The following is a 16,955-nucleotide window of genomic DNA, read 5'->3' on the forward strand; positions in this document are numbered from 1 at the left end:
CGATCGCTATCGGCGGATGGTGGCCTTCGCCACGTGCTCCGCCGCACGGCCCGCGACCGCCACGCAGGCCGGCACCCCGATGCCGTCCAGATAGTTGCCCGCGATCGCCAGGGTGGGCGGCAACCCGGTTCGCAGTCCGGCGGTCAGCTCGCGATGGCCAGGGCCGTACTGCGGCATCGCATCCAGCCATCGATGCACCAGGAAATCGAGGGGCTCCACTTTTGTGCCGAAGACGGACTGCAGATCTTCCACCGCCCACGCCTGCAGGTCGGCGTCGGAGGTGTTGCGCGCCACCTGGTCGCCGAACCGGCCGAACGACAGCCGTAGCAGCTCGGCGTTACCGCGCGCCCCCCACTTGCGGGTGGACAAGGTAATTGCCTTGGCGTGCAAGCGTTCTCCACTGGCAACGAGCACTCCCGACTGCTGTGGCAACGGGGTGCCGCCGGGGACGGCCAGCGCCAGGACCGCCGCGGAGGCGACCGGGATCCGGGCGGCCGTCGCGGCGGCTGTCGGCGCGACCTCGGCCAGCAGCGGCGCCAGCCGCGGCGCAGGCACGGCGATGACCACCGCGTCGGCGTACCAGTGCTGCCCTTCGTCGTCGCGCAGGTTCCAGCCTGTGGCATCGGGCGCGAGGTGGGTGACCGAGGTCGGTATCCACCGCAGCCGGCTGCGGGCCACCAGTTCGTCCAGCAGTACCTGATAGCCGCCCTCGATGGCGCCGAACACCGGGCCCTGCGTGCTGCCCGGGAGCGCGCGCCTGCCCGCGTCGGTGAGGCTGGGCGCGCCGGCGTCCAGGGCGGCGGCCACCGTCGGCGCCGCGGAGCGGATGCCGATGGTGGCCGCCGAGCCGGCGTAGACGCCGGACAGCATCGGGTCCACCGACCGGGCGACGACCTGGCCGCCGAAGCGGTCGGTCACGACCGCGCCGACGGCCGGGTCGGCGCCGGGCTGCCAGCGCAGCGGCCGGTTCGGCTCGGCGGCCATCTGGGCGATCGTGGCGTCGTCGACCAGGCCGGTCACCGACGCCGCCGACGTCGGAATGCCGTTGACGGTGTCCGCCGGCAGCGGGTGCATACGGCCCTGGCTGAAGATCGTGGGCCGCACCCCGGTGGTGCTGATCTGACGCCCGGCCAGGCCGAGCTCGGCCAGCAGCGCGGGCACCTCAGGACGGCGCACCACGAAGGCTTCGGCGCCGACGTCCATCGACTGGCCGCCGAGGCGTTCGGTGCGCAGGATCCCGCCGAGCCGGTCGGCCGGGTCGAACAGCGTGATGTCGGCGTCCTCGCCGACCAGCATGCGTAACCGGTAGGCGGCGACCAAACCCGAAATGCCGCCTCCGACAACGCAATACCGCTGTCTGGTCACAAGGAGTGCACCAAGCCCACCAGATCCGTCAGCAGTGCCGGATCGGTCGCGGGCAGCACCCCGTGGCCCAGGTTGAAGATGTGCCCGGCGGCGCCGGCGTCGACCGCCCGCCTGCCGTCGTCGACGACCGAGCGGGCGGCCCGCTCGACCGCGGGCCAGCCGGCCAGCAGCACGACAGGATCCAGGTTGCCCTGCAGAGCCAGATTCGGGCCGACGCGCAGCGCGGCATCGGCCAGCGAGGTCCGCCAGTCGACGCCGACCACGGTGGCACCGGCCTCCCCCATCGCGCCGAGCAGTTCAGCGGTGCCGACACCGAAATGCGTCATCGGCACCTGGTAGTCGGCCAGTGCGGCGAACACCCGCGCACTGTGCGGCAGCACATGGCTGCGGTAGTCGGCCAGCGAGAGCGTGCCCGCCCAGGAGTCAAACACCTGGATGGCGTCCACCCCGGCGTCCAGCTGCACCTTCAGGAAGGCGATGGTCAGGTCGGCCAGCATCTCCATCAGCGCGTGCCAGGTCGACGGGTCGGCCAGCATCATCGCCTTGGTGCGCTCGTGCTGTTTGCTGGGGCCACCCTCGATCAGATAGGACGCCAGCGTGAACGGCGCACCGGCGAAACCGATCAGCGGCACCTCGCCGAGTTCGCCGACCAGCAGCCCGACCGCCTCGGAGATCGCGCTGACCCGCTCAGGGTCAAGGCTTTTCATGGCGGCGACGTCGCCGGCGGTGCGAATCGGATGATCGATCACCGGGCCGACGTCGGGGACGATGTCCAGTTCGATGCCCGCGCCGCGCAGCGGGACCACGATGTCGGAGAACAGGATCGCCGCGTCAACCCCGTGCCTGCGGATCGGCTGCAGGGTGATCTCGCAGATCAGCTCCGGGTCGAAGCAGGCTTCCATCATGGTGTTCTTGGCCCGCAGTTCGCGGTACTCGGGAAGCGACCGGCCGGCCTGGCGCATGAACCACACGGGCACACGGCTGGGTTTGCGGCCAGTGGCGGCGGCCAGGTAAGGCGCCTCGGGCAGCTGGCGACGGGTACTCATCGCGTCCATAGTCCCACGAGCCCCGGCACCAAATCGGCGCGCCTGCCCCCTCGACCTCGACGATAGGGCTAGCGTCAATTGCTGTGACCACTGCGGAACCGGCGCTTTTCCGCGAGGCGGTGGCGGCGATGAACACCGCCGAGGTACGGCCGGAGATCGAGCTCGGTCCGATCCGCCCACCTCAACGTCTCGCGCCGTACAGCTATGCGCTGGGCGCGGAGGTCAAGCACGCTGAGACCGAGATCGTCCCGGAGACCTCCGAGGGCGACGCATTCGGCCGGCTGATCCTGCTGCACGATCCCGACGGTTCGGAGGCCTGGGACGGCACCATGCGCCTGGTCGCCTACATCCAGGCCGACCTGGACTCCAGCGAAGCGGTCGACCCGCTGCTTCCCGAGGTGGCCTGGAGCTGGCTGGTCGACGCCCTGGACAGCCGCGCCGAGCACGTCACCGCCCTCGGCGGCACGGTCACGGCCACCACCTCCGTGCGCTACGGCGACATCTCCGGTCCGCCGCGCGCCCATCAGCTCGAGATGCGCGCGTCGTGGACCGCCACGACCATGGCCCTCGACACCCACGTCCAGGCGTTCTGCGAGGTGCTCGAGCACGCCGCGGGCCTGCCGCCGGTGGGAGTGACGGATCTGGGTTCACGCTCCCGCGCCTGATATGCCAGAACTCGATGATGACGCCGCCGATGCGGTGTCCGACACCCCAGCTGACGACGCCCCCGAGGCGACTCCCCTGCTGTGCCCGTCCGAGGGCGTGCCGCCGGTATCGATCAGCGTCGACGAGATCGCCCGGGCCGCAGAGCAGCTCGCCAAAGGCACCGGGCCGTTCGCGGTCGACGCCGAGCGGGCGTCGGGCTTCCGCTACTCCAACCGCGCCTATCTGATCCAGATCCGGCGCACCGGCGCGGGCACGGTGCTGATCGACCCGGTCAACCACGGCAACAGCCCGATCGACGTGCTGCGCCCGGTGGCCGAGGTGCTGGCCGAAGACGAGTGGATCCTGCATGCCGCCGACCAGGATCTGCCGTGTCTGGCCGAGGTCGGCATGCGCCCGCCCGCCCTGTACGACACCGAGCTCGCCGGCCGGCTGGCCGGCTTCGAGCGGGTGAACCTGGCGGCCATGGTGCAGCGCCTGCTGGGGTTGGGGCTGGCCAAAGGACACGGCGCGGCGGACTGGTCCAAGCGGCCGCTGCCCGACGCGTGGCTGAACTACGCCGCCCTGGATGTCGAGGTGCTGATCGCGCTGCGTGAGGCGATCGCCGATGTGCTCAGTGAGCAACGCAAAAGCGACTGGGCCGCAGAGGAATTCGAGTATCTCCGGTGTGCGGAAGCGACACCGACCCGGCGTGATCGGTGGCGCCGGACGTCCGGGATCCACAAGGTGCGCAACCGGCAGGCGCTGGCGGCGGTTCGGGAGCTGTGGACGGTGCGCGATCAGATCGCCCGGCGCCGTGACATCGCGCCGGGGCGGATCCTGCCCGACTCGGCGATCATCGCCGCCGCGGTCGCCGACCCCAAGACCGTCGAGGACCTGACCAAGCTGCCGATCTTCGGCGGGCACAAGCAGCGCCGCAGCGCGCACGTCTGGCTGGCCGCACTGGAATCGGCCCGCACCAACCCGGAGCCACCGGACACCGCTGAGCCGCAGAACGGACCGCCGCCCGCGGTACGCTGGGCCAAGCGCAAGCCGGAGGCCGCGGCCCGATTGGACGCCGCCCGCGCCAAGCTCTCCGAGCTTTCGGAGCAGGTGCACGTGCCGACCGAGAACCTGGTCTCCCCCGAACTCATCCGCAGGTTGTGCTGGGACTGGCAGGACAGCGGCGATGTCGGCGCCGCGATCGAGAACGTCCTGCGCGACGGCGGGGCCAGGCAATGGCAACGCGCGCTGGTGGTTCCGGCGCTGACGGTGGCACTGAGCCCACCGGCCGAGGCGGACTGAGCGCGGTTACCGCTTGTCGGCGGAGTCGGTGACCGTATCGTCGAGCGCGTTCAGCGCGGCCACCCAGCCGGTGACCTGGCGGGCGATGTTCTGCTCGGTCAGCCCGATGTCCTCGAGCACCTCACCGCGGCCTGCGTGGTCCAGGAACTGTTGCGGCACAGCGATATCGCGGCACGGGATGTCGATCTCGGCGGCGCGCAACGTGGCGGACACCATAGAGCCCACGCCACCGCGCACGCCGTTGTCCTCCATCGTCACCACCAGCTTGTGCGACTTGGCAAGGGGCACAACCGCATCGGGCACCGGGATCACCCAGCGGGGATCCACCACCGTCACACCGATCCCCTGATTGCGCAGCCGCTGGGCGACCGCCAGGGCCATCGACGCGAACGATCCCACCGCCACCAGCAGCACGTCGTTGCCCAGCCCCTCAGTCGGGCGCGCCAGGACGTCGATGCCAGACACCCGCTCCACCGCCGGAATATCCTCGCCCACTTCGCCTTTCGGGAAGCGAATAGCGGTCGGACCGTCGTTGATCTCGAGCGCCTCACCCAGCTCCTCGCGCAGCCGGGCGCCGTCCCGCGGCGCGGCCACCCGAATTCCGGGAACGATGTTGAGCAGCGAGAGGTCCCACATACCGTTGTGGCTGGCGCCGTCGTTGCCGGTGATCCCGGCCCGGTCGAGCACCATCGTGACCGGCAGCTTGTGCAGCGCGACGTCCATCATCACCTGATCGAACGCACGGTTGATGAACGTCGAGTAGATCGCCACCACCGGGTGCAGCCCGCCCATCGCGAGCCCGGCGGCCGACGTCATCGCATGCTGCTCGGCGATCCCGACGTCGAACAACCGGTCCGGGAAACGTTCCCCGAATGCCGAAAGGCCGGTCGGGCCGGGCATCGCCGCGGTGATCGCGATGATGTCGCGCCGCTTGGCGGCATAGGAGATGAGCGACTCGGAGAACACCGACGTCCAGCCCGGGGCCGAGGACTTGGTCGCCAGCCCGGTGTCGGGATCGATCGGCCCGCAGGAGTGCATCTGCTCGGCCTCGTCGTTCTCGGCCGGCGCATAGCCCATGCCCTTGCGGGTGACCACGTGCACGATCACCGGGGCGTTGAAGCCGCGGGCGTGCCGCAGCGCGGTTTCCACGGCGTGCTCGTCGTGCCCGTCGATCGGTCCGACGTACTTCAGGCCGAGGTCGGTGAACATCACCTGCGGAGACAGCGCATCCTTGATGCCGGCCTTCACGCTGTGCATGGCCTGGTAGGCGGGTTCGCCGACGACCGGCACACCGCGCACCGCGACCCGGGTGCGCTCGAGGAGGCGTTCGTAGCCCGGCTGCAGGCGCAGGCCGGCCAGGTGGTCGGCCAGGCCGCCGATGGTCGGGGCGTAGGAGCGGCCGTTGTCGTTGACGACGATCACGACCGGGCGGCGGGCGGCGGCGATGTTGTTCAACGCCTCCCAGCACATGCCGCCCGTCAGGGCGCCGTCGCCGACCACCGCCACCACGTGGCGGTTGCGATGGCCGGTCAATTCGAAGGCCTTGGCCAGACCGTCGGCGTAGGACAGCGCTGCCGAGGCGTGGCTGGACTCGACCCAGTCGTGCTCGCTTTCGGCCCGCGACGGATAACCCGACAGGCCGTCACGCTTACGCAACGTGTCGAAGTCGGCAGCGCGACCGGTGAGCATCTTGTGGACGTAGGCCTGGTGGCCGGTGTCGAAGAGGATAGGGTCGTGCGGCGAGTCGAAAACCCGGTGCAGCGCCAGCGTCAGCTCGACGACACCGAGATTGGGCCCGAGATGTCCGCCGGTGGCAGCGACCTTGTGGATCAGGAACTGGCGAATCTCAGCGGCCAGATCGGTCAGCTGCGCTTGTGACAGGTGCTGCAGATCGGCTGGGCCGCGAACCTGTTCGAGCATTTGGCCAGTCTACGCACTGCCGCGTAGATCAGTCCTGATGAGACTCGTAGATGTCGGGCACACCGTCATGGTCGAGATCGCGGTTCTCCAGCTCCCACACCATGCGGTAATGGCGGTTGCGCAGCCGCAATACGATCGCCGCCAGCAGAGCGGCCAGCAAACTTCCCGTGAGGACCGCGACCTTCACGACGTCGTGCCGTTCGGAGCCCGGATCGTAGGCCAATTCGCCGATCAGGAGGGATACGGTGAACCCGATCCCGGCCAATATCGAGATGCCGAACACGTCGATCCAGCGCAATGCCGAGTCCAGGCTGGCGCGGCTCAGTTTGGCCAGAGTCCAGGTGGTGCCGAACACGCCGAGCGTCTTGCCTACGACCAGAGCCGTGACGATGCCCATCGCGATCGGATCAGTCAGAGCTGTGATCAAACCGTGATAGCCGCCGAATGTGACACCGGCGGCGAAGAACGCGAACACCGGGACCGCGAAGCCCGCCGACAACGGCCGCATCCGGTGCTCGAAGTGCTCGGCCATCCCGGGTCCGGCCTCCGGTCCGCCGGCCGCAGCGCTGCGCACGACCGGCACCGTGAAACCGAGCAGCACCCCGGCCACCGTCGCGTGCACGCCCGACTCGTGGACGAACGCCCAGGTGAGTACCGCCAGCGGGATGAGCAGCCACCAGGAACTGATCCGGCGCTGGACGAGGACCGCGAACAGCGTGAGCGGGATCAACGCGACCAGCAGCGCGACGACGTTGATCGTGTCGGTGTAGAACACCGCTATCACGGTGATCGCGAGCAGGTCGTCCACGACGGCGAGGGTGAGCAGGAACGTGCGCAGAGCGCCCGGCAGATGGGTGGAGAGGACGGCCAGCACGGCGACCGCGAACGCGATATCGGTGGCGGTCGGGATGGCCCACCCGCGGCTCGCGCCGCCACCCACGTGCCAGGTGAAGGCGACGAAAATGACGGCCGGCGCGACCATGCCACCCACCGCCGCGGCGATCGGGAGCGCGGCCCGGCCGGGGTCACGCAGATCGCCGGCCACGAATTCGCGCTTGAGTTCGAGTCCGACGACGAAGAAGAAGATCGCCAACAGCCCGTCGGCCGCCCAGCCGCCCAGGCTCAGGTCCAGGTGCAGGCCGAGCCGGTCGGTTCCGACGTGGAGATCCTCGAAGCGGTCATAGGCCGCCGCCCACGGCGAGTTGGCCCACACCAAGGCGATCGCCGCGGACAGCAGCAACAACGCCCCGCCGACGGTCTCCTTGCGGAGGATCTCCGAGACGCGTGAGGTCTCCGACCAGGAGCCGCGGGCGAACAGCGCCCGCTGCAGCAACGGCTTACGGTCGGCCAACATTCACCTCAGGCATCGAGAGCACGGAAAACTGATTGCCGACCAGACTTCCCGGCACACCTGAAGCCTGAGCCTAGTCGGCGGTGATGCATCTCACCTCGTGAGTAGCGCCACGCACTCGACGTGGTGGGTCAGCGGGAACGAGTCGAACACCCGCAACTCCTCGACGGTGTAGCCATGCCCGCGATACAAGCCGATATCGCGCGCGAAGGACGCGGCCTCACAGCCCACATGGATCACTCGTGGCACGCCGGCCTGGGCGAGCAGATCGATGATCTCGCGCCCGGCACCCGAGCGCGGCGGGTCGAGCACCGCGATGTCGGCGCCCTCGCGCTGCGCGGTCAGCGCGCGACGCACCGAATCGGTGAGCACCTCGACCTGGGGCAGATCGGCCAGCGCCGCGCGCGCCGCACCGGACGCCGCGCGGGAGGTGTCGACCGTGAGCACCCGGCCACGCTCACCCACCGCATCGGCGAGCACCGCGGCGAACAACCCGGCACCGCCGTAGAGATCCCACGCGGTGGACCCGGTGAGGTCCTGAGCCCAGCCGGCCACCAGCGCGCTGTAGGTCGTGGCGGCGTCGCGGTGCGACTGCCAGAAACCGGTGACCGGCACCTGCCAGGCACGCCGGCCCACCCGCTGCACCGCGTCGAATTCCCCCTCGGCTCGGTGACCGCGTCGCTGCTGTTTGTTGTTGCAGACGATGTGGCGGGTGCTGTCGTCGTCGACGACCACGTGCACCTGATCGCCCGGCTTCCAGCGCGACCCGTCCAGCCCGTCGACCAAACCGTCGCGCAGCTGGCCGCAGTTGAGGTCGGTGACCAGCTCGGCGCTGTGATAGCGATGAAATCCGGCGTGGCCGTTGCCGTCTACGGCCAGCCGCACCCGGGTGCGCCAGCCTCGCACCGCGCCGTCGCCGAGCGGTTCGGCCAGTCCCTCCCAGGCGAAGTCACCCAGCCGGGCCAGCTGGTTGGCCACCACCTGACCCTTGAGCACCCGGGCCGCCTCCGGCGTGGCGAAGGCCAGATCACAACAGCCGGCCTTGCCGACGCCGGCGATCCCGCACAGCGAGTCCACCCGGTCGGCAGACGGTTCGAGGATCTCGATTGCCTCTGCGTGCCAATAGGATCCGCGGTCGCCGGTAACCCTGGCCCGCACCACTTCGCCGGGCAGCGCATAGCGAACGAACACCACCCGCCCCTCGTGGCGGGCGACGCAACTGCCCCCGTTGGCGGCCGCGCCGGTGGTGAGCACCAGCTCGACCGTATCCCCCTGGCTCACTATCGAGTCACTCCAAAAAGCCTCGGCGCACGTCGCCGGGGGCGTTCTGCGCCTGCAACTCGTGCACCCGCTCCGACGAATTGAGTTGCCAGGGAACCGAAGTCACCATGACGTTGGGCATGAACAGCAACCGGCCCTTGAGCCGCAACGCGCTCTGGTTGTGCAGCACCTGCTCCCACCAGTGCCCGACGACGTATTCGGGGATGAACACCGTCACCACCGTGCGCGGGGCTTCCTTGCTGATTCGCTTGACGTAGTCCAGCACCGGACGGGTGACCTCCCGGTACGGGGAGGCAACGACTTTCAGCGGGACAGTGATGTCACTGTCCTCCCACTTGTGCACGAGCTGACGCGTCTCGGAGTCGTCGACGTTGACGGTGATGGCCTCCAGCACGTCGGGCCGGGTCGCCCTGGCGTAGGAGAGCGCGCGCAGCGTCGGCATGTGCAGTTTCGAGACCAGCACGACGGCGTGGTTGCGGCTGGGCAGGATCACCTCACCCTGTTCGGCCTCCTGCTCGGCCAGCTCGCGCGCCACCGTGTCGTAGTGCTTGTGGATCGCCTTCATCAAGACGAAAAGGCTTGTCATGGCCAGGATTGCGATCCAGGCGCCGGCGACGAACTTGGTGACCAGCACGACGATCAGCACGGCGCCGGTGGAGATGAACCCGATCGTGTTGATCACCCGCGAGCGCATCATGTGGCGACGGGCGCGCGGGTCGGTCTCGGTGCGCAGGTGGCGCGTCCAGTGCCGGACCATGCCGATCTGGCTCAGCGTGAACGACACGAACACGCCGACGATGTACAGCTGGATCAGCGCGGTGACTTCGGCGTTGAATGCGACGACGAATGCGATCGCGGCGGCCGCCAGGAACAGGATGCCGTTGGAGAAGGCCAACCGGTCGCCGCGGGTGTGCAGCTGGCGCGGCAGGTAGCGGTCCTGAGCCAGGATCGAGCCCAGCACCGGGAATCCGTTGAAGGCGGTGTTGGCGGCCAGCACCAGGATCAGCGCGGTGACGCCGGTGATCAGCCACAGGCCCAGCGGGAAACCGGCGAACACCGTGTCGGCGAGCTGGGCCACCAGGGTCTTCTGGTGGTAGTTGGCGGGAGCGCCACCGAGCTGTTCTTCCGGCCGTTCGGCGATCTTCACGCCGATCTTGGTCGCCAGCACGATGATGCCGATCAGCAGCGCCACCGCGATCGAACCGAGCAGCAGCAGGGTGGTGGCGGCGTTCTTGGACTTGGGTTTACGGAACGCGGGCACCCCGTTGCTGATCGCCTCGACACCGGTGAGCGCCGCACAACCCGATGAAAACGCCCGCGCCACAAGGAACACCAGCGCGAATCCCATGATGTCGCCGTGCTCGGAATGCATCTCGAACTTCGCCGACTCGGCCTGCAGATGGTCACCGAGCACATAGATCTGGAAGAAGCCCCAGATGAGCATGATGAACATGCCGATGATGAAGGCATAGGTCGGGATCGCGAACGCGGTACCCGACTCGCGGATACCGCGCAGGTTGGCCGCCGTCAGGATCACGATCGCGGCGACCGCGAACCACACCTTGTGCTGGGCGATGAACGGGACCGCCGAGCCGATGTTCGACATCGCCGAGGCCATCGAGACCGCGACCGTCAGCACGTAATCGACCAGCAGGGCGCTGGCCACCGTCAGGCCCGCCGTCGGGCCCAGGTTGGTCGTCACCACCTCATAGTCGCCGCCACCGGAGGGATAGGCGTGCACGTTCTGCCGGTAGGACGCGACCACCACGAGCATGACCAGCGCGACCGCCACCCCGATCCACGGCGCCATCGCATACGCGGACAGACCCGCCACCGAGAGCACCAGGAAGATTTCCTCGGGCGCGTAGGCCACCGATGACATGGCATCCGAGGCGAAGACCGGCAGGGCAATGCGCTTGGGCAGCAGCGTGTGGCTCAGCTTGTCGCTGCGGAACGGCTGCCCCAGGACCAGCCGACGGGCGGCGGTCGAAAGCTTAGACACGAGTGCCAAGAGTAGGCCCATGGCGGTTTGGCTGTAGCGTTCCCCATACGGTCGGGTCGGCGCACGACGAAGTCGAGAGGACGCCAGGTGCGGGTAGTGGTGATGGGATGCGGCCGTGTGGGCGCGTCACTGGCCGATGCTCTGTCCCGGATCGGCCACGAGGTGGCCGTCATCGATCGGGATGCGACGGCGTTTCACCGGCTCTCGCCGGACTTCTCCGGTGAGCGGGTGCTCGGCATGGGGTTCGACCGAGAAGTGCTGCTGCGTGCGGGAATCCAGGACACCGATGCGTTCGCCGCGGTGTCGTCGGGCGACAACTCGAACATCATCTCCGCGCGGGTGGCCCGCGAGACGTTCGGGGTGCAGCGGGTGGTCGCCCGGATCTATGACGCCAAGCGGGCCGCCGTCTACGAACGCCTCGGGATCCCCACGGTGGCGACCGTGCCCTGGACCACCGACCGGCTGCTGAACGCCCTCGTCCGGGACAACGAGACCGCCAAGTGGCGTGATCCGACCGGCACGATGGCCGTCGCCGAGGTGACGCTGCACGAAGGCTGGGTCGGGCACCGGCTCACGTCCCTGGAGGAAGCCACCGGCGCGCGAGTGGCCTTCGTGATCCGGTTCGGCACCGGGATCCTGCCCGAGCCGAAAACCGTCGTCCAGGCCGGCGACCAGGTCTACGTCGCGGCGGTGTCCGGGCGCGCCGCCGAAGCGCTGGCGATCGCCGCGCTGCCGCCGGGCCCGGACGTCGGAGAGGGGCACTGATGGGCGACAAACGGCTCAAGGTGGCGATCGCCGGGGCCGGCGCAGTCGGCCGGTCGATTGCCCGCGAACTGCTCGAGAGCGAGCACGAGGTGACGCTCATCGAGCGCAACGCCGAACATCTCGACATCGATGCGATCCCGGCCGCGCACTGGCGCCTCGGCGACGCCTGCGAGATCAGTCTGCTGGAGTCGGTGCACCTGCACGATTTCGACGTCGTCGTCGCCGCCACCGGTGACGACAAGGCCAACGTGGTGCTGTCCCTACTGGCCAAGACGGAGTTCGCGGTCTCGCGCGTGGTGGCCCGGGTCAACGATCCCCGCAACGAGTGGCTGTTCGACGACTCGTGGGGGGTGGACGTCGCGGTGTCCACGCCACGGATGCTGGCCTCGCTCGTGGAGGAGGCCGTCGCGGTGGGCGATCTGGTGCGGCTGATGCAGTTCCGGCAGGGCCACGCCAACCTCGTCGAAATCACCCTGCCCGACGACACCCCGTGGGGCGGACGGCCGGTGCGCAAGCTGATCCTGCCGCGGGACGCCACGCTGGTGACGATCCTGCGCGGTCCCCGGGTGATCGTGCCCGAGGCCGACGAACCGCTGGAGGGCGGTGACGAGCTGTTGTTCGTCGCAGCGCCCGAGGTGGAAGACGAGCTGCGCAATACCGTCCTGAAGGCCTCGACCGGCTAGCGCGTGGCCGGCGGCGGCCCGTCCCGGTCCTGACAGGCCGCGACGGCGGCCTGCGAGGGCGCGGACAGATCCGGCACCCGATCGTTGATCCCGACCGCCGACACCACGGCGGCGATCACGAGCAATACCGCGGTGGCGATCACCCCACGCCGAAATCCATCCAGATCGATTGCGCCACCGACGATTACCGCGGTGAAGGCGATCGCGATCAGGCCCGAAACCCGGGCCACCGCATTGTTGATCGCCGACCCGATCCCACTGTGCACGGGCTGAACCGCCGCCAGAATCGCGGCGGTCAACGGCGACACCGTCACGGCCAATCCGATGCCGAACAGCACCAGGCCCGGCAGCGTCTGTACCCAGACGTTGCCGGTCGTCACCGCCATCAGCACGAAACCCGCCGCAGCGATCAACGGTCCCGCGGCCATGAAGCGGCGGGGGCCGTGGCGGCCCGCCAGCTCGCCGAAGCGAGCGGCCAGAAGCAGCGACAGGATCGGCACCGGCAGCGTCGCGAGTCCGGCCTGCGCCGGCGACAGTCGTCCGGGCTCCTGCAGGAACAGCGCGAGGAGCACCTGGCCCAGCGAGACACCCGCGTAGAGGAACACGGTGGCGAGGTTGCCGACGGCGAAGTTACGGGCGGCGAAGATGCCCGACGGCACCATCGGCGCCCGGGCGTGGCGTTCCCACCAGACGAACGCGATCAGACAGGCCGGACCGACGACGAGACCGGCAAGGATCGCCGGGTTGGTCCAGCCCAGGCGCTGTTGTTCGATCACCGCGAAGACCGTGCATCCGAGGCCGACCGCAGTGAGCGCCGCGCCGACCACGTCGACACTGCCGCCGCGTGCGGCGGTGCGGTCGGCCAGCTTCGTGCTCAGCGCGAGCGTGACGGCCAGCGGCACCACGTTGACGGCGAACACCCACCGCCAGCCGAGGCCTTCGACGAGCAGACCGCCCAGCAGCGGGCCGATCACGAACGCGGTTCCGGTCCATGCCGTCCAGATCCCGATGGCGCGGGACTGTTCGGCTCCGGTGAACCTGGCGTTGAGCATCGCCAGCGAGCTGGGGACCAGGAAGGCGGCGCCCAGGCCCTGCAGGCAGCGCGCCGCGATCAAGATCGCGCCGCTGGGCGCCAGCGCGCACAGCAGGGAGGCCAGACCGAACAGGACCAAACCGGCCCGCAGCGCCCGCAGCCGCCCGAAGGTGTCGGAGATCGCGCCGGCGACCAGGATCAGCGCGCCCAGCGTCAGCAGGTAGCCGTCGAGAACCCACTGCTGGGTGAGCAGCCCGCCGCCGAGTTCGGCTTGGATGGCCGGCAGGGCGAGGTTGACCACCGAGCCGTCGAGGAACGCCACGAAGGAGGCGAGCACGGCGACCGCAACCAGCAGGCGGTCGTCGCGGCCGGCCACGAAACGTCAGTCGTCGCCGGCGACGTCGGCGTCGTGGCTTTCGGCGTGGGCGGCGTGGATGGCCTTCTGCGCGACCCGGATCGCGAAATAGGTGACCAGCGCCGCCACGGCGGTCAGCGGCCAGCCCATCGAGATGCGGGCCACCCCCAGCCAGCCGGTCTGGTCGAGGTCGTAGAGGTGGCGCTGCACGACGAACCGCGACGCGAACACCAGCACCCAGGTCAGGGTCGCGATGTCGAAGGCCAGCACGGCGCGGCGGCTGCTGCGCCAGCTGCGGTCGTGGCTCTGGATCCAGCTCCAGGCGTAGCCCACCACCGGCCTGCGGATCAGCACCGAGACCGCGAAGACCGCCGCCCAGATCAGTGATGACCAGATGCCAAGCAGGAAATAGCCTTTCGAGGCGCCGACGATCCATGCGATCAGTGCGCTGATGCCGACTCCGATGAAGCCCGAAATGGCGGGCTGGACGGAGTCGCGGCGGATCAGGCGCCACACCAGGATCAGGGCGGCGACGCCGAGTGCGGCGTAGATGGCGGGCATCAGGCCGAAGGCGGAGTTGACGGGGACCAGCACCGCGACGGGCAGTGCGGAGTAGATCAGGCCGCTGATGCCACCCATTTGGGCCAGCAGCGCCTGGGCGGGCGTCTTCTCAGGGGTCGCCTCGACGGAATCTTGGGAGCGATCGCTGTCTTCGACGGGAAGGCTCAAGTCTGGATCTCGTAATGCGGGTTGTAGATGGCCTTGGTGCCGTTCTCCAGCGTGCCCAGCCTCCCGCGTACTCGCAGGGCGCGTCCCGATTCGATGCCCGGGATCCGGCGCTGCCCCAACCAGACGAGCGTCACGGTGTCGGTGCCGTCGAACAGTTCGGCACGTACGCCCCCGGCGCAGCCTTTGGCATTGGTCTCGACACTGCGCAGGGTGCCCACCATGGTGACTTCCTGGCCGCGCTGGCAATCGATTGCTCGCTGCGCTCCGGTGCCGGCGGCTTCGTCGGTGAGTTCCTCGACATCGCGCTGCTCAGGATCCTCCGTCAACCGACGGGTGAGACGGCGGACAAAACTTTCGGCCGTAGCCATGGCCTCTCCTGATACTTCAGCGGATCACAATGCCAACGCAACGCTAGACCTGTTGGTTCCCGAATGCCACGTGGCATACCCGCGGCGGCCCTTGCTGATACGTCACAGGGAAGATCATGAGATGACGATCACATTCCGCGGCACCACCGCGGTACTGCTGGCCGGTACCGGCTCCGACGACGACTACGTCTACCGGGCGTTCGCCGGACCGCTGCACGGTGTCGGCGCGGTCGTGACGACACCGCCGCCGCAGCCGGCCCGGCTGGTCGCCAGCTACCTCGAAGCCCTCGACAACGCCGCTCGTCAGGGCCCGATCATCGTCGGCGGCGTATCCATCGGGGCGGCGGTGACGACCGCGTGGGCGCTGGCCCATCCGAGCCGCGCGGTGGCGGTGCTGGCCGCGCTGCCGGCGTGGACCGGTGCGGCACCGTCGGCTCCGGCCGCACTGTCGGCCCGGCACACCGCACACCAGTTGCGGACCGCCGGTCTGGTCGCCACGACGGCGCAGATGCAGGCGTCCAGCCCGGCCTGGCTGGCCGACGAGCTCACCCGCAGCTGGCTCGGCCAGTGGCCCGAACTGCCCGACGCGATGGAGGAAGCGGCCGGCTACGTCGCACCCAGCATCACCGAATTGGAACGTCTCAGCGTGCCGATGGGCGTGGTGGGGGCATCCGACGATCCGATCCATCCGCTCGAAGTCGCGCTGGAGTGGGTGTCGGCGGCGCCGCGCGCGGCGCTGCGGACGGTCAGCCTCGACGACTTCGGTCCCGACCCGTCGGTGCTGGGGGCAGCGTGCCTGGCCGCTTTGGAGGAGGCGGATACCTAACCGCCGGTGCTGGTGCTGCGCAGCTGCTGCATGGCCGAGCCCGACGCGCTGCGCCGCTCGGTCGGCGGCTGGCCCTGGGCCTGCTGCTCCTGCACCAGCGCCTGCTGCGCGGCGACCATCTGCGCCTGCTGTGCGGCGGCCTGACGCAGCTGCTCCAGCATCGGCTCGGGCAACTGCACCGGCAACGGAGTGCGCACCGGCAGCGGTGTATCACCTCGCCGTACGACGGTGTCGCCCAACGCTTCTCGCGCTTCGGCGACGAGGTTGTCCATGGCTTCGGGGGCACCGTTGACCACGCAGCGGATCATCCAGCGGTAGCCGTCGACCCCGATGAAGCGCACCACACCGGCGCCGGTACCGACGACCTCACGCCCCCAGGGACCGGACTGGATGGACACCTGGGCGTTGTCCTTGCGCAGCGAGTCGGCCAGCTCGGAGGCCACTTCCCGCCACAGGCCCGGCGACTTCGGCGCGGCGTAGGCCGCGATCGTGAATCGCCCGTTGGGCGTGACCACCCACACCGCGCTGGGGACGCCGACCTCGTTGAGCTCCACCTGAATCTGGCCGGCCGCGGGCATCGGCACGAGCACCGAGCCGAGGTCGAGGCGAGCCTCGAGGGCGTCGTCGGGGTTGTCGAAATCCTCGACATCGAAAGGGCCGCCCTCGAACTCGGCAACATCGTCGATGTCGTCCGCCTCGTCGGCTTCGGTCACCGCTGGGGCCTCAGCAGCTTCTGAGTCCTTGGGAGTCTCGTCCGCAGGGGTCTGCGGTTCGTTCTTACGTCTGCCGAATGCCATCACAAACTCGCATGTCCGCCGGAGGATCCGTAGCCGCCCTCGCCACGGGTGGTGTCAGCCAGTCCGGCCTCGTCGAACGAGGCCACCTCGACCAGCTCTGGGAGTTCGACCCGCTGGACCAGCAATTGGGCGATGCGGTCACCGCGCCGAATGGTGATCGGCGTGGTGGGGTCGAGGTTGATCAACGACACTTTCACTTCGCCGCGATAGCCGGCGTCGATCGTGCCGGGGCTGTTGACGATCGAAAGTCCCACGCGCGCAGCCAAACCGGAGCGGGGGTGGACCAGACCGACCATGCCGTGCGGGATCGCCACGGCGATTCCGGTGCCCACCAGCGCACGATGGCCCGGCGCCAGGTCGACGTCTTGCGCACTGAACAAATCCACGCCCGCATCACCGTCATGGGCGCGGCTGGGCATCGGGAGATCGCGGTCTAGGCGAACCACCGCGAGACTGGTCGGCACGATGCCACAGACTACCCTTGGCC

The 16,955-nt window shown here is 69.2% G+C and carries 16 protein-coding genes; 5 read left to right on the forward strand and 11 right to left on the reverse strand.

Features of this window, described 5'->3' with window-relative positions:
- Nucleotides 1–6: 6 nt before the first annotated feature.
- On the reverse strand, nt 7–1,365 hold the full coding sequence (locus EV580_RS02885; RefSeq protein WP_133689631.1) for a protoporphyrinogen oxidase: 1,359 nt from the start codon (nt 1,363–1,365) through the stop codon (nt 7–9).
- Complete coding sequence (gene hemE, locus EV580_RS02890) at nt 1,362–2,411, reverse strand: uroporphyrinogen decarboxylase (protein ID WP_133689632.1); 1,050 nt, start codon at nt 2,409–2,411, stop codon at nt 1,362–1,364. The genes EV580_RS02885 and hemE overlap by 4 nt, the downstream gene beginning before the upstream one ends.
- 128 nt (nt 2,412–2,539) lie before the next feature.
- Between hemE and EV580_RS02895 the strand changes: the two genes are divergently transcribed.
- Together EV580_RS02895 and EV580_RS02900 are read left to right on the forward strand one after the other, a co-directional pair.
- Nucleotides 2,540–3,076 (forward strand): DUF3000 domain-containing protein, encoded by a 537-nt coding sequence (locus EV580_RS02895; protein WP_221218534.1) that lies wholly within the window; start codon nt 2,540–2,542, stop codon nt 3,074–3,076.
- A gap of 1 nt (nt 3,077) precedes the next feature.
- Complete coding sequence (locus tag EV580_RS02900; RefSeq protein ID WP_133689634.1) at nt 3,078–4,358, forward strand: HRDC domain-containing protein; 1,281 nt, start codon at nt 3,078–3,080, stop codon at nt 4,356–4,358.
- 6 nt (nt 4,359–4,364) lie between these two features.
- On the opposite strand, the gene dxs is transcribed toward EV580_RS02900, so the two are convergent.
- From dxs to EV580_RS02920, 4 genes are all read right to left on the reverse strand, one after another.
- On the reverse strand, nt 4,365–6,278 hold the full coding sequence (dxs, locus tag EV580_RS02905) for a 1-deoxy-D-xylulose-5-phosphate synthase (RefSeq protein ID WP_133689635.1): 1,914 nt from the start codon (nt 6,276–6,278) through the stop codon (nt 4,365–4,367).
- Between the two features lie 28 nt (nt 6,279–6,306).
- Nucleotides 6,307–7,632: a Na+/H+ antiporter NhaA gene (gene nhaA / locus EV580_RS02910; protein WP_133689636.1), complete on the reverse strand. Its 1,326-nt coding sequence runs from the start codon at nt 7,630–7,632 to the stop codon at nt 6,307–6,309.
- A 90-nt stretch (nt 7,633–7,722) separates the two neighbouring features.
- A complete protein-coding gene (locus EV580_RS02915) occupies nt 7,723–8,910 on the reverse strand; it encodes a class I SAM-dependent RNA methyltransferase (protein WP_370581654.1) in 1,188 nt (395 codons plus the stop codon).
- A gap of 7 nt (nt 8,911–8,917) precedes the next feature.
- Nucleotides 8,918–10,912: an APC family permease gene (locus EV580_RS02920; protein WP_133689638.1), complete on the reverse strand. Its 1,995-nt coding sequence runs from the start codon at nt 10,910–10,912 to the stop codon at nt 8,918–8,920.
- An 87-nt stretch (nt 10,913–10,999) separates the two neighbouring features.
- On the opposite strand from EV580_RS02920, the gene EV580_RS02925 reads away from it, so the two are divergent.
- Both EV580_RS02925 and EV580_RS02930 read left to right on the forward strand, forming a co-directional pair.
- A complete protein-coding gene (locus tag EV580_RS02925; protein ID WP_133689639.1) occupies nt 11,000–11,677 on the forward strand; it encodes a potassium channel family protein in 678 nt (225 codons plus the stop codon).
- Nucleotides 11,677–12,360, forward strand: coding sequence for a potassium channel family protein (locus tag EV580_RS02930; protein ID WP_133689640.1), 684 nt, complete (start codon nt 11,677–11,679; stop codon nt 12,358–12,360). Before EV580_RS02925 ends, EV580_RS02930 begins: the two co-directional genes overlap by 1 nt.
- On the opposite strand, the gene EV580_RS02935 is transcribed toward EV580_RS02930, so the two are convergent.
- Genes EV580_RS02935 through EV580_RS02945 form a run of 3 tightly spaced genes read right to left on the reverse strand, consistent with a single transcriptional unit; the run spans nt 12,357 to nt 14,845 of the window.
- Nucleotides 12,357–13,769: an MFS transporter gene (locus tag EV580_RS02935; RefSeq protein ID WP_133689641.1), complete on the reverse strand. Its 1,413-nt coding sequence runs from the start codon at nt 13,767–13,769 to the stop codon at nt 12,357–12,359. The two genes, EV580_RS02930 and EV580_RS02935, sit on opposite strands and share 4 nt — an antisense overlap.
- 6 nt (nt 13,770–13,775) lie before the next feature.
- Nucleotides 13,776–14,477: a DUF3159 domain-containing protein gene (locus EV580_RS02940; RefSeq protein ID WP_133689642.1), complete on the reverse strand. Its 702-nt coding sequence runs from the start codon at nt 14,475–14,477 to the stop codon at nt 13,776–13,778.
- Complete coding sequence (locus tag EV580_RS02945; protein ID WP_133689643.1) at nt 14,474–14,845, reverse strand: OB-fold nucleic acid binding domain-containing protein; 372 nt, start codon at nt 14,843–14,845, stop codon at nt 14,474–14,476. The genes EV580_RS02940 and EV580_RS02945 overlap by 4 nt, the downstream gene beginning before the upstream one ends.
- A 121-nt stretch (nt 14,846–14,966) precedes the next feature.
- Here EV580_RS02945 and EV580_RS02950 point away from each other — a divergent pair, with 121 nt between their 5' ends.
- On the forward strand, nt 14,967–15,671 hold the full coding sequence (locus tag EV580_RS02950; protein WP_133689644.1) for an alpha/beta fold hydrolase: 705 nt from the start codon (nt 14,967–14,969) through the stop codon (nt 15,669–15,671).
- Here the strand turns inward: EV580_RS02950 and EV580_RS02955 are convergent.
- Complete coding sequence (locus tag EV580_RS02955) at nt 15,668–16,468, reverse strand: DUF3710 domain-containing protein (protein WP_133689645.1); 801 nt, start codon at nt 16,466–16,468, stop codon at nt 15,668–15,670. The genes EV580_RS02950 and EV580_RS02955 overlap by 4 nt on opposite strands.
- On the reverse strand, nt 16,468–16,932 hold the full coding sequence (gene dut, locus EV580_RS02960) for a dUTP diphosphatase (protein WP_133689646.1): 465 nt from the start codon (nt 16,930–16,932) through the stop codon (nt 16,468–16,470). The genes EV580_RS02955 and dut overlap by 1 nt, the downstream gene beginning before the upstream one ends.
- Nucleotides 16,933–16,955 lie beyond the last annotated feature (23 nt).

The organism is Mycobacterium sp. BK086, from assembly GCA_004362315.1.
GTDB lineage: Bacteria > Actinomycetota > Actinomycetes > Mycobacteriales > Mycobacteriaceae > Mycobacterium.

Coding starts and splice junctions, on each gene's coding strand:
- hemE (WP_133689632.1), bottom strand. CDS start 2,411: ATGAGTACCCGTCGCCAGCTGCCCGAGGCGCCTTACCTGGCCGCCGCC.
- EV580_RS02895 (WP_221218534.1), top strand. CDS start 2,540: ATGAACACCGCCGAGGTACGGCCGGAGATCGAGCTCGGTCCGATCCGC.
- EV580_RS02900 (WP_133689634.1), top strand. CDS start 3,078: ATGCCAGAACTCGATGATGACGCCGCCGATGCGGTGTCCGACACCCCA.
- dxs (WP_133689635.1), bottom strand. CDS start 6,278: ATGCTCGAACAGGTTCGCGGCCCAGCCGATCTGCAGCACCTGTCACAA.
- nhaA (WP_133689636.1), bottom strand. CDS start 7,632: ATGTTGGCCGACCGTAAGCCGTTGCTGCAGCGGGCGCTGTTCGCCCGC.
- EV580_RS02930 (WP_133689640.1), top strand. CDS start 11,677: ATGGGCGACAAACGGCTCAAGGTGGCGATCGCCGGGGCCGGCGCAGTC.
- EV580_RS02945 (WP_133689643.1), bottom strand. CDS start 14,845: ATGGCTACGGCCGAAAGTTTTGTCCGCCGTCTCACCCGTCGGTTGACG.
- EV580_RS02950 (WP_133689644.1), top strand. CDS start 14,967: ATGACGATCACATTCCGCGGCACCACCGCGGTACTGCTGGCCGGTACC.
- EV580_RS02955 (WP_133689645.1), bottom strand. CDS start 16,468: ATGGCATTCGGCAGACGTAAGAACGAACCGCAGACCCCTGCGGACGAG.